This window comes from Desertivirga brevis (genome assembly GCF_017355835.1).
On the sequence record NZ_JAFEWF010000006.1, the window covers coordinates 382,650 to 396,068 of the forward strand.

Below are 13,419 nucleotides of genomic sequence, written 5' to 3' on the forward strand. Positions count from 1 at the left end.
GTTATTGGTCGTTTTTTCGGAAGAATTCAAGTACCTGACGAGTTTCCTCGTCGCTTACATTTTGGAAGGTCATTTGTACCAGGTGCTTTTCAAAAAGAGCTTTAGCAACAGGGTCATTTTTGGTCATTTCCTCAGGATTGGTGATCATATTCATGATCCACTCTGGGGTGCGACGTTGTGTTACTCCTTTCAAACCTGGTCCCACCAGCTTTTCTCCTGTCATTTTGTGACATGCTGCGCATTTAGCGGTGAACACTGCTTCTCCTTTAGAGGCCATTGCAGCATCTAAGGTTCCTATCTCTACAGAGCTAAACCGTCCTACTCCTTTACTGTCACTTTTGTCTTCAGGATTGCTGACAGCAGAAGTCTCAGTACTGGCAGGCGGGGTGGCGGCTGAAGCCTGGCTTTGTTGAGATGAGGATGTTTCGCTACTTCCGCAACCATAAATAGCTGCAGCAAGAAGGAAGATGAAGAGGCTGGAAATTGATTTTCGTTTCATTGTTATGTTGATTTGTTTGTTAAGGATATTCTTGTCTTTGTTAAGGCTAATAAGCTTTATAACTTTCTACAATATGACTCATCTCTATAAAAGACAAAAGTATCTTTTATTTATATAAAGACAAATTTATCTTCTATTATTTTTATGAAAGTCTATTTGTATTTTAAGGGCCACAAAGAACCTCCAAAAACTTTCATCCTCCGTTTGTGGGTTTCTGCTCATGGAGGTTTTTCTTGAAAGTCTAATTTTTTTATTGAGATTATTAATTGTTCTATAAGGCCTCAATGAGGTCGCATCGCTAGGTTTCTAAGAGGCCAGAAAGAAGGATCAAAAACTTTCATCCTCCGTTTGTGAGCTTCTGTGAGTTCACAGCGATTGCGAAACTATTAAGATCTGTCTTTTTAGACCTAAAATCCATTGCTCTTTGCTGAATGATAATGTGAAGTGTAACGAGAATTTTGTGAATTGAATACACGCCGGGAAAAATGGATACTTCTATATTTGTCCCAGAAAATTGGAGGATTCTTCTCTTATTTTTGAGCTCATTACATTTTTTATAACCAAATTCAGGCAGTAGCCATTTTTTTTAACCAAGATGTCAACGTTGGCATTCGTCATTTCTTTTAAACCAATAAGATCATACTTAAATAATTATTACATGTCATTATCAAGAACAGCCTTTACACTTAATAGCTTTAAAGCTGGGAGAAAAGTAGTTCGGGGCGTATTTTCGCAAGCCGCTTTACTGCTATTATTCCAGCCTCTTTTTGCCCAGCAGGGTAGGACGGTCAGCGACCTCTCCGGAAACAACTGGAAGTTAGTGCTGGATAGAAAAGCCACCTGGATCAACGACGAGCTTTATGCGCCGCCTGTGGCACTTAAAAAGCTTAAGCCAAATTTACCGGTAGGGGGATGGGCCGCTCTGGAAAAGGAACCGGGGATTGTTACTAAAGTGCCGGCAACTGTAGAGCAGTTTCATTGGGGTGCAAACGGCAACAGCTATGGCCTCTCCGGTAATTATTTGGGAGTATCATGGTTCACAACCACCGCCGAGGTTCCGTCCAGCTTTAAGAATAAAAGGATAGTACTGCACTTTGAAAGCGTGAGATTCAGGGCAGAAGTATTTGTGAATAAGAAGCTGGTGGGGTACGATCTCGTTAATGGTACGCCCTTCGATGTTGACATAACAGATGCTGTAGTCCCGGGTAAACAGAACGAAATCGCTGTAAGGATTACTGATCCCAATGGAAATTTTGACTGGAGGGATTCCCAGAATTTTATGTGGGGTAATTACAGAACTAATCCCACACATGGTTTCGGTGGGATCACAGGCAAGGTGAAACTTGTTGCTACAGATAAACTTTATGTCGAGGACATCTTCGTAAAAAATAAACCTAAGGCAAATGAGGTAGATGTGCAGGTAACCACGTTTAATCAATCCAAGGCCATTACAGGAAATCTTCTTATTCAAATTAAAGAGGCTAAAGGTGACCAGAAAGTAGTTTTTGAGAAAACCTATCCATTAACATCCCTTGCCAAAGGCAGGGCCGTGAATACGTATACGATCGCGCTCAACGATGCAAAGCTATGGAGCCCTTCTAGTCCCGACTTGTATAACGTTGTTGCCAAGCTCAGCGGAGCCGACAAGAGTCAGGATGAGTATCAGCAGCGGTTTGGCTTCAGATGGTTTGAAGTAAGGGATATTGACGGCGATAAGCAGTTCTACCTGAATGGAAAGAGGTTTTTTGCACTAACATCTATTAGCTGGGGCTTTTGGCCAGTGAATGGTATCGCCCCGAGCGACGAGTTGGCTAAGAAGCAAATCGAGATAGCTAAGAGGATAGGACTTAACATGCTCAATTTTCATCGTACCATAGGGCAACAAAATGTTCTAGATTATGCCGATGAGCTGGGCCTGCTTTATTTTGCTGAACCAGGGGGAAACCAATATCCTGCCGATCGTTACAATGCCACTGATGCAATGGGAAAAATGCAGGCTGATTTTTATTTTGCCACGAGGAACGAGAAACTATTCCGCATGATCAAAAGGGACCGGAATCATCCATCCCTGGTTATCTACAATATGCACAATGAGCGCGGAGCACAACCTCAGAAGCAGGACAGCTTACAAATGCTGGCTGCCCACAAACTAGATGAAACACGGATCATCACCTATAACTCATCTAATGGAGATATAAAAATAGGTCCGGACCCTCGCTTCAAATTGCATTTATTACCCTATGATTTTACTTTCAGGGACTATGGATGGTTTGATCAGCACCATGCAGGAGGGCCTGGAACTTACCATGATAATTTATATAAAGGACCCAAAGATTTTCTGAGATATTTCGACCATAAGGATGAGATTCAGTACTGGGGAGAGGAAGGTGCAATCGGCACGCCCCCACGGCTTCAACTGATCAGAGATGAAATTTTGAAGACAGGCGCTAAAATAGGTTGGGAGTCTGCCGATTACCTGAAGTGGTATGATGCTTATGATACCTTCCTCAAAACAAACCTAGGCTTTAGCAAGGCCTTTCCTAATGTTGATTCACTCACTAGAAATATGGGGAATGTGGCCTACTACTACCAGGGTAGGGTGATTGAAAATGTAAGGATCTCAAACCAGACCGATGGATATGCAATAAATGGCTGGGAAAGTATGAAGCTGGAAAATCATTCGGGCATCGTGGATAATTACAGGAACGCGAAAGGAGACCCTGAACTCATTTCCAGGTATATGAAACCGCTCTACGTAGCCGTAAAGATGAACAGGAAAGTGCTGGAAGTAAAGGATACCTCTATTGTCGATTTCTTTATTGTTAACGAAGCGGGAATTAAGGGCAATTTTGATTTACATATTTCTGTAGTTGGAAGCGATGGAAAGGTAATTAGTCAGAAAGCAATTCCTGTTAAAGTAACAGGAGGTTCGACTTACGGAGAGCTACTGTCGGCCGGTTTTGCTGCTGTACCTCAAAGTCCTGGTTACACCACTTTAAAAGCCGTCTTGAAGAATAAGGATCAGGTTGTAGCTGAAGGTGATGATAAAATGTTTGCGGTGGCGCTGAACAAAGAGGGTATTCCTGCAAATGGCCAGGTTGCAGATACAAGTGGAGTGGTGTCGGCGTTCATGAAATCTGCTAATATTAATTCATTCAAAGAATTTAAATCCGGCAGGCCCTCCGGCAAATACATGATCGTTGGCGCCTTTGATCCCCAGCAAACAGGAAATCCTTTGGTGACTGAGATCTTAGAGTGGGTAAATGAAGGAAATACTTTGATCGTGATCGGGACTATTGAGAAGTGGGCCACCTTCTTAAACAGGAAGGAGATAGTTGATTACAGGGGAAGCAGGGAGCTTAGAAGCACCTGGTACGGAGGCAACTACTTTGTGAAAGAGCATGACTTATTAAAAGGCCTGCCTCAGAACTGTGTTTTTAATTGGGAATACCAAAGCCTTGCTACATACAATAAAGCGCGGCTAGGATTGAAGATCGAAAACGGGGAAACCGTTGTAGCCTGTGTTGCGGACCATAAGCCTGAAGTGTATTCTGCACTAAGTATCTTACCGCATGGAAGAGGTCGGATCATCCTTTCATCCCTGGATATCTTATCTACAATTAAAGACGTGAACGTAGGAAAAAGGGCAGAGGGAGACGGTGAAAATGCAGCCATGACAACCTTCAACAACTCGTCTAAGAACAGGGCGAATATTGTAGGACAGCAGTTGTTATTGAACATGATAAAGTTTGCCGATCAATAGAGGAATTGGATTTTAGATGTGAGAGGGTGAGAGGTTAGATATGAGATATGAGTTGTTGGGATTTGAGATGTGAGATGTTAGCTATGAGACTTTGTAGAGTCTCATAGTTAATAGTCTCAGATCAAAGGTCCCGCGGAAACTGCCTTAAGTTGACTTGTTGTTCTGCCTTAACAAATAAAGTCACTGATGCTTAGCGTATTATTTTTCTTTGTTTTAGCAATTTGCAGAAATTTGTTTTTGTAGTTTGCTAGAAAGATATTTTTCCTATATTTGCACCACGCTTAGCAAAAGGGCTCAAGAAAATGAAAACCTTTGTCAAGAGCATTTAGAAAGCGTTTTTAGTTAGATTTCCCAATTTCAATTCTAATTAAAATAAACAAGTTCGGGGTGTAGCGTAGCCCGGTATCGCGCCACATTTGGGATGTGGAGGTCGTAGGTTCGAATCCTGCCACCCCGACTTAAAGCCAGTCAAACTGGGTTCAAAAGCCTCTAAATTAAATTTAGAGGCTTTTGAACGTTTAAACGGATCATAGCAATCTTCCCTTCTCAATTTTCACTGTCGAAGCGGACCTTGTTTGCATTGTTTTAACTTTTTATATTTACGAAAAGTATCTCTCATTCTATGGCAATACTGTATACATCTCTTCCTGATTATGTGCGCGGCCATGTTGAAGGCATTGTCGTGATAAAGCACTGGCGTGGGAGAACGGTCATTACAACGTTTCCTGATATGAGCAGGGTGGTTTATTCTGAGAAGCAAAAAGCAGAGCAAAAACGCTTCGCAGAGGCTGTGGCCTACGCTAAATCCATTATCAGGGATCCGCAGAGGAAGGCTGCTTACCAGGCGAAATTACCGCGGGGCAAGAAGGTGTTCAATGCGGCAATTGCCGACTATATGAGAGGAAGAATAGACGAAGAAGATAACAGTTCTGGTTTAGGTCAAGTTCAGGTATCCTACGCTCAAACGCCGCTTATACTGAATCAGAACCGAAGCAGGCCTGAGCCAGACCTGCAGTTGAATAAACCCGCTGTTCTGCGGCCTCTTTTAACCTTAAATTCGGGACCACCCGGAACATCTCATTGATGGGGCTCACTTTGTTGAAGTATTTTTCCAGGCATTATTATAAAATCATTAGCTTTTTTTAGAAGTAGCTGGGTGTTCTATGTCAACTACATTTTAAGTGAAGGCACTGCTACTCCCCAAATAAAAAGTTCTCTATGTTTTCATAGAGAACTTTTTGTTTGATGCTATTCCTGGCTCAGGTCTACTTGATTCCCGCATTATAACTGCTAATCTCACCTGTGTTGCTACCAATCATTTTGATTGCAGTAATTAGGTCCTCAACTTTAAAAGGTTTACTGATATACTGATTCATTCCTGCTTTAATACAAGCTTCCCGGTCTTCTGGCATAGCATTAGCCGTCATGGCAATGATCTCTGGTTGATAGATCGAGTTCTGTCGTATGAACTTTGTAGCCTCCAGTCCATCCATTTCAGGCATAAGCATATCCATGAAAATTACATCGTATTCTTTTCTTTCCAGCATCTCTACTGCTTCCTTGCCATTGTTGGCTATTTCTGGCTGATACCCAAGTTTATTAAGGACTCTTATTGCCAGCTTTTGATTAATAAGATTATCTTCTGCAATCAAAATATCAAGTGGATAAGTAGAAGCAAGATCCTGCAGGGCATTGACTTGCTTTGTTTCTGCTACCTGAAGAGCTTCTTTTTCTGGTTTAAGTTCTAACTGTACAATTTTAAATAGTTGTTGCTGTTTAACAGGTTTGCTTAACACAGAGCTAAATAAATGAGGGTACTTAGACTTGGTTTCATCACCTACAGAACTTAATAAGACTATTGGTATTTCCGGCAACAGCTTTTTTATTTCTTCCGCAAGTTGAATGCCATCCATTTCCGGCATTTGCATATCGGAGATAATTAGGTTGTAATTTCTGTCTTTAGCTAGTAATTCTAAAGCTTCTTTTCCCGACAATGCCGTGGTAACCTCCAATTTGCCCCATTCTAACTGCCCTTTCAAGACAGAAAGATTAGTTTTGTTATCATCGATCACTAAAACTCGTTTCCCTTCGGTATCTCTTCCGAAATTCACATAAGTTTTAACTGAAGAGGTTGCCGGTCTTGTAAGGATATTAAAATAGAAGGTTGTGCCTGCACCAACCTCAGAGCTAACTCCTATTTCACCACCCATTAGTTTCACTAGTCGTTCACTGATGACCAGTCCCAGTCCTGTACCTCCATACTTTCTTGTTGTAGAGGAGTCGACTTGAGAAAAGGCCTTAAATAACCTTGAAAGTTTATCGTCAGGGATACCGATACCAGTATCTTTTACTTCAAATCGAATAGATATATTGTTATTCCCAGCATTTTCCAATTCTACATTTACAAAGACTTCACCCTTGTGGGTAAATTTCATTGCATTACTTACCAGATTAAGCAAAATTTGGCGTATCCTCAGGCTATCGCCCAGAAGCATCACTGGTAGACGATGATCTATCTTATATACCAGGTCTATACCCAGATCAAAAGCCTTTGTGGCAAAAACGTCCATTACATTTTCTACACATTGGCAGAGATCAAAATCATGTTGTTCGATTTCCATACTACCCGATTCTATCTTTGAAAAATCGAGGATATCATTAATTACTCCAAGAAGAGCATCTCCGGAAGTGGTAATAACTTTTACGTATTCCTGCTGTTCGGAATTCAGAGGAGTTTGAGATAAAAGGCCAGCCATACCTATCACCCCGTTCATAGGTGTTCTGATTTCATGGCTCATCGTTGCCAGGAAAATACTTTTTGCTTTGTTTGCTTTTTCTGCTTCTTCTGTCTTTTCCTGAAGATCAGAGTTTAGTACCATCAGGTGCTCTGATTGAGCCTGCATTTCTTCTGTCTGAGCTTGTAATTCTTCAGCCTGGCTCTGCAGTTCTTCGTTCATTGCATGCAGTGCATCCGCCTGTTTTTCCAATTCTACTGACTTTTCTACTAATTCAGAGGTACGCTCGTTCACCTGTTCTTCAAGGTGCTTTTTCTGTTTTTTAATCGTTGCTAATCTGTACCTGAAGAATGAATAAACAGATAAAATAAGGAATAGGATCACTGCGGCTCTAAACCACCATGTTAACCAGAAAGGCGGGGTTATAATGATCTTTAGTTTCACCCCCTTATTATTCCAAACCCCATCACTATTTGCTGCCCTTACATGAAGGGTGTAATTTCCAGGATCTAAATTAGTGTAATGTATCTTCCGGTGGTTATTCAGATAGTTCCACGCTTTGTCGAATCCCTCCAAACGGTAAGCATAGAGGTTTTTGGAAGGATTACTGAAATCGAGGGCTGATACCTCAAACGAAAAGATATTTTGGTGGTAAGAAAGAGTTATCTCTTTAGTCTCATAGATCGGCCTTAATAACGGAGAATTTTCCTCTCCAGGAAGGACAGTTTTATTGAAGATCTGGAAATTAGAAATAACCACCGGTGGAATGTTCTTGTTAAATCTTATTTGAGATGGATTTATAATATTGCAACCTGAGGTCCCTCCCAGGTAAATTTCACCCGTGCTGGCCCTTAATCCTGCACCTGCTTTAAACTCAGCTCCCTGCAGGCCATTAAACACATCATAATTAACTACTTTCCTAGTCTTTGGATTAAGTCTGCAAACACCATTGTTTGTACTGACCCACAGGTAGCCATAATAGTCTTCTGTAATATAGTTAACAGTGTTATTTGGTAACCCGTCTTCCAAAGTAAAGGTGGTGAATTTCCCAGTTCCCGGATTGAATAAATTCAATCCTCCCGCAAGTGTACCCACCCACATATTACCTTTTCTATCCTGGTAAAATGACAAAACCACATTTTTGCCCAGGCTGCTGTTTCCCGGATCGTAATGTTTGAAGCTTTTTGCCGAGGGATTGTAAATACTGACACCAGAAGCAGATCCTATCCAAATGTTTCCTTTCGAATCCTCGAAAAAGGCCCTGATATAATCGCTGAATACAGAGTTTGAGCCATAGTAATTATTGTAGTCAACTTTATACTTCTTGATCAATCCTGTCTTTGGATCCCGTACATTCACGCCACCTCCATTAGTTCCGATCCATACATTTCCTTTACTATCTTCCATTACTGCAAACACAGCCTGGTTGTTTAGCTGATCTGGGCCGGGACCTTCTGTAATATGTTGTACCTTCCTGGTAATTACGTTTATCCTGTCAAGGCCTCCCATGTACGAACCCATCCATAGATCGTTGCTTTTTTTACTTCTGGAGAGACAAAGGACTGATGAACTACTAATAGAATTTAAGTTGCCCGGAATACTGGTTATGAATTCAAACTTTCTTTCTTTTCTTTTATAATAGTTCAATCCGCCGCCATCGGTACCGATCCAAATGTTCCCATTCCTTTCCTCTGCAAAAGACGTAACAACATTAAAATTAAGGTTGTAGTAATCATTTGCTTTGTTCTTTAAACTCTCAAAAAACGAGATATTCTGATCGTAGATATTTAAACCTCCATCATAGGTAGCTATCCAAATTAAGCCTTTATTATCTGCGTAGATGGCGTTAACTGTATAGTTCCTTAGACTGGTAATATCATTCACATCACTTTGGATATGCCGGGCTTTTCCAGTGAGAGGGTCAAACACCTCAAGAGAAGATTGGGTGCCTGCCCAAAGAATTCCATCGGAAGAAACTGCTAAAGCGGTTAAATGGTCATTTCCAATTGATTCAGGATTGGAAAGATCATTTTTGTAGTATTTATACGAGTGGTTTTTTATACTAAAGCTGCATAATCCTCCGCCATTCGTTGCCATCCAAAGATTTTGCGCCTTATCTTCCACTATGGCTTTGATAAAACCTGAGCTGTTATTGCCATTATTACCAGGTTTATTAAGGAATCTTTTAAAATTCTTCCTTACAGGGTTCCATAGGTTTAGCCCGTCTCCCGTGCCGATCCAAACGTTTGATCTGGAATCCTCAAAAATTGTAGTTATATAATGATTGCTTATGGTCGAAGTGTTATTATTGTCAGGTATGAAGCGGGTAAATTTCCCAGTTTTTCGATCCAATTGATGAAGTAGCCATTCTGTGCCAACCCAAAGGTTTCCTTTATTATCCTCATAAACGGCTGTTATGTTATTTGAGGCAAGTGACTGTTTATCATCGGCTTTAGCTTCATAAGTTTTGAATGTTTCTGTTTTTTCGTCGAAGACACTTAAACCCTGGTCTGTACCAACCCAAATGGCACCACGGTTATCCTGGTAAACACAACGAATATTGCTCGAGCGAAGCGTTTTAGGGTTTTTTATGCTATTGCGATAAACGGTAAACCTATACCCATCATACCGATTAAGTCCATCTTGAGTGCCAAACCACATAAAGCCTGAGCGATCTTTCATTATGCAAGTCACCGTGTTTTGAGATAACCCTTCCATAGTTGAAAGATGTCTAAAGTATACGCCGTTCCATTGGGCGAAAACACCTGAAGTTAAAAGAAGGAACACGGAGATAAGGCAAATAAGAAATAACCTTCTCGCGGAATTATCACTCATCGTTTCTGTTGAATTAGCTATTGTTATAAAGCTTATGGATTAGAGGAGGGAATTAATACAGTACACACCATAAATAGTACACCCGGTCCTTATACTCGAAAGTGGAAAAAACGTTTCACCGGTATTGTAATTTATTGTATTCAAAAATAACTCATGTAAACTTCTTGTTAATAAACAGTTATCGTATTAGTTTCTGGAAGGATGGAGCTTTTGGACTTAAAGTATAGAAGAATTAGTTAGCTAAACCAGCCCTGGAATAGATATTAATTCCACATCAGGGAATTTAAACAGCTAAAAGCTATTACAGGAAAATATTTTTTTAATGCAACTAAGAACTTAAACATGAAGTATACACACCCTATTGGGAGGGGAAGATGCTGCAATTATTCACTGCAAAATCCAAAATTTTCAATTAAAATTTGAATATGCCACTGGGGCTGTCAGGAAATGGAATTAATGATAAGAAGCTGCACTGTTAGAAAATACCTTAACCTTTTATTTGTTCTTTGGCTTTGGCTTTATCCCAGTACTTTAACTTACGCTCAAAATAAAGTTACGGGTAGTGTTGTTGATGCTGCTACCAATAATGTTCTGCCCGGAGCTTCGGTAAAAATTAAAGGCTCTACCTCAGGAATTAGTACCGATATGCATGGACGGTTCTCTATTAGTGCCAGGGAAGGCGATGTTTTGATCGTAACAATGGTTGGCTTTGCACCTGTTGAGATTGAGATAGGAACTTTTGTGCCGCTCAAAGTGGAACTGAAACAAGATGTTACAGTCTTGCGGGATGTTATCGTCGGCGTGGGTTATGGAACAATGAAAAAGACAGATCTAAGCAGTTCGCAGGTCAGTATCGGAGCCAATGAAGTTCGTCGCACTGTTAATACTACTATAGAACAGGCAATCCAGGGAAGGGCAGCAAACGTTTATGTTACCTCAAATAGTGGTCAGCCAGGGGCCGCACCCTCTGTAATTTTCAGAGGCTTTAACTCAATTTCCGGCAATAATCAACCTTTATATGTAGTAGATGGAGTTCAATTTAAACCAGATGACGGGGATGGAACCTCAAATCTGCTTGCCGGTATAAACCCGGATGATGTCGAAACAATTAACTTGTTGCAGGGGCCATCTGCAACATCTGTATATGGAGCTTCGGGAGCAGCCGGAGTGGTTGTGATCACCACTAAACGGGGTAAAGCCGGAGCAACCAACGTTGCGTTTAATTCACTTTATACAATTCAAGATGAGCCTAAGCTGATTCGTGTAATGAACCTTAAACAGTGGGCTGAATATCAGAACGAATATGCAAAAGCGAATTACGGCCCCGCTGATCCTTATCTTGCCGATCCATCTATTCTGGGTGAAGGAACCAACTGGCAGGACGCCCTTTTCAGAAAAACCCTACTCAGGAAAAGTACGTTCTCCTTAAGTGGCGGTAATGAACAGACTACGTTTTATTTTTCGGGAGAGTATTTTAACCAGGAAGGTGTCGCTAAAGGGTCTGGCTTCAATCGATATTCGGTGAAATTGAACCTTGATAATCAGGCAAAACTATGGTTGAAAGTAGGAGCGAGTTTAGGGCTAAACAGGACGAGGGAAAAACTGAATATTTCAGAGAGCGAAATATTAAAAATTGCTATCAGTCAGAATCCGTCAATACCATTGAAAAATGCAGATGGATCATGGGGCGGGCCAGATGTACAGCAATATCAACAGACCAATCCAGTTGCCCTTGCCGAAATAAATGACAATACTAATGTAAGGAAAGCTGCTTTGGCCAGTGCCTATGCGGATATCAACTTTTCAAAGAAATTCGTTTTTCATAACGAATTAAATGGCAGGTATGATCAGCTGGGTAATTATCGATTTAATCCTTCTTACAGATTTGGCGGGTATGAAAACCCAATAACCAGGTCGTCCCGGTCAAATACCAATAATTTTTGGTATAGTTTTCACAGCAGACTTGAATATAAAAATGCTTTTAAGAAGCATTCTATAACAGGGATGCTAGCTCATGAGTTTCAGGAAAATGGATACGATGGGGTTAGTGGCTCGCGATCCAAGTTTGTAAATAACGAGGTTCAGGAATTAAATGGCGGTGATGCCTCTACGGCAGTAGCCAACAGCTCCAGGGGTAGCGGAGCGAGGGAATCTTACTTTGGCCGGATCAATTATGTTTATAATGATAAATACATAGCGCAGTTTACCTACCGTGCCGACGGCTCTTCTGCTTTTGGTGCCGATAATCGCTGGGGATATTTTCCGGCAGGTTCGATTGCCTGGAGAATTTCGAGAGAAAACTTTATGAAAGATATTCCGCACCTGGATGAATTGAAATTACGGGCGGAATATGGGGTTTCAGGGAACTCGAATATTTGGGGACCGGGCTACTATGGTTCTCTTTCTGCAGTTCCTACACCATGGGGCACAGGATTTCTTGCTTCAAATTTCCCAAACCCTGAGCTTCGCTGGGAGGCTTCTAAAACCTGGAACGCCGGCTTTGACCTTCATATGTTTAGAAACAGACTTGAAATTATCGCTGATTTTTATCTCAAGGATATTGACCATCTGCTCACTAAAAACCAGTATCCATATTATTCAGGTGGAGATGTTGATTACTCCCCAGGATATATTGATTTTCCCTGGACCAATATTGGTTCTATGAGGAATAGGGGGTTCGGGATAACGGTTAACTCTGTAAACCTGGTGAGAAAAAATATTACCTGGAAAACCAGCGCTAATGTCTCGGTTGACCGCAATAAGGTTACAAGCTTATATTCTGATAAGGGAATATGGGCAAACCTGGGTTCTCTACGGGCAATTACACAGGTAGGTATGCCTGCAGGTTTATTTAACGGCTATTTGGCAGAAGGTTTATTCCAAAATCTCAATGAGGTGCAAATGCATGCACTTCAAACAGAGAATTCTGTTAAGGCGCACAGAGATGGGACTTGGGTAGGGGATATCATCTTCAAAGACCTGAATAACGACGGGGTTATTGATGAAAAGGATAGGACTATCATTGGTAACCCATGGCCTAAATTCACTCTTGGGTTCAACAACTCAATAGGCTACAAGAACTTTGATCTAAACTTGTTCTTCACTGGCAGTTTCGGAAATGATCTTTACAATTACAATAGAAATCTTAACGAAATTCCTGCATCACAAGGTACAAGCAATAATTATTACGCTTCATCATACAACTTTGCCAGACCCAGTAGCTATAATTTAAATGATTCGGATGTCCATTTACTGAATTCAGGGAATAGGATTCCTCGACTTGCTGGCGGAAATGGAAACAGCAGGGCAAATACCTGGTATGTAGAGGACGGGTCATATGTCCGCTTAAAGAACATTGCCTTAAGTTATAAGTTCTCAAAGTCAATGCTTGAAAAAACACGAGTGATAAGTGGTCTTACTGCCACCTTTAACATTCAGAACGCCTTTACTATTACTAAATACACAGGCTATGATCCAGAGGTGGGACTAAGTCCCTATAATGGAACTTTCCTGATAGGAGCAGACCAAGGCAGGTATCCTTCTACCCGCATGTATACGTTCAATTTAACTGCAAATTTTTAATAGCT

5 protein-coding genes and 1 tRNA gene are annotated in these 13,419 nt (G+C 41.0%); 4 read left to right on the top strand and 2 right to left on the bottom strand.

Annotated features, from left to right (window positions below):
* Position 1: 1 nt before the first annotated feature.
* The gene (locus tag J4N25_RS16995) at positions 2-499 is read right to left on the bottom strand and encodes a c-type cytochrome (RefSeq protein ID WP_207422987.1); all 498 of its coding nucleotides are present in this window, start codon (positions 497-499) and stop codon (positions 2-4) included.
* A 658-nt stretch (positions 500-1,157) separates the two neighbouring features.
* Between J4N25_RS16995 and J4N25_RS17000 the strand changes: the two genes are divergently transcribed.
* The 3 genes from J4N25_RS17000 (at position 1,158) to J4N25_RS17010 (ending at position 5,346) form a co-directional block, all read left to right on the top strand.
* Positions 1,158-4,262 (top strand): glycoside hydrolase family 2 protein, encoded by a 3,105-nt coding sequence (locus tag J4N25_RS17000; RefSeq protein WP_207422988.1) that lies wholly within the window; start codon positions 1,158-1,160, stop codon positions 4,260-4,262.
* A gap of 383 nt (positions 4,263-4,645) precedes the next feature.
* A tRNA-Pro gene (locus J4N25_RS17005) sits at positions 4,646-4,719 on the top strand.
* Positions 4,720-4,884: 165 nt separating this feature from the next.
* Entirely contained in the window at positions 4,885-5,346 is a 462-nt protein-coding gene (locus J4N25_RS17010) for a hypothetical protein (protein WP_207422989.1), read from the top strand.
* 181 nt (positions 5,347-5,527) lie between these two features.
* On the opposite strand, the gene J4N25_RS17015 is transcribed toward J4N25_RS17010, so the two are convergent.
* Positions 5,528-9,832 carry a hybrid sensor histidine kinase/response regulator gene (locus tag J4N25_RS17015; protein WP_369410865.1) on the bottom strand — a complete coding sequence of 1,435 codons (4,305 nt, stop codon included), beginning with the start codon at positions 9,830-9,832 and terminating at the stop codon, positions 5,528-5,530.
* Between the two features lie 456 nt (positions 9,833-10,288).
* Between J4N25_RS17015 and J4N25_RS17020 the strand changes: the two genes are divergently transcribed.
* Entirely contained in the window at positions 10,289-13,414 is a 3,126-nt protein-coding gene (locus tag J4N25_RS17020; RefSeq protein WP_207422991.1) for a SusC/RagA family TonB-linked outer membrane protein, read from the top strand.
* Positions 13,415-13,419: the final 5 nt, after the last annotated feature.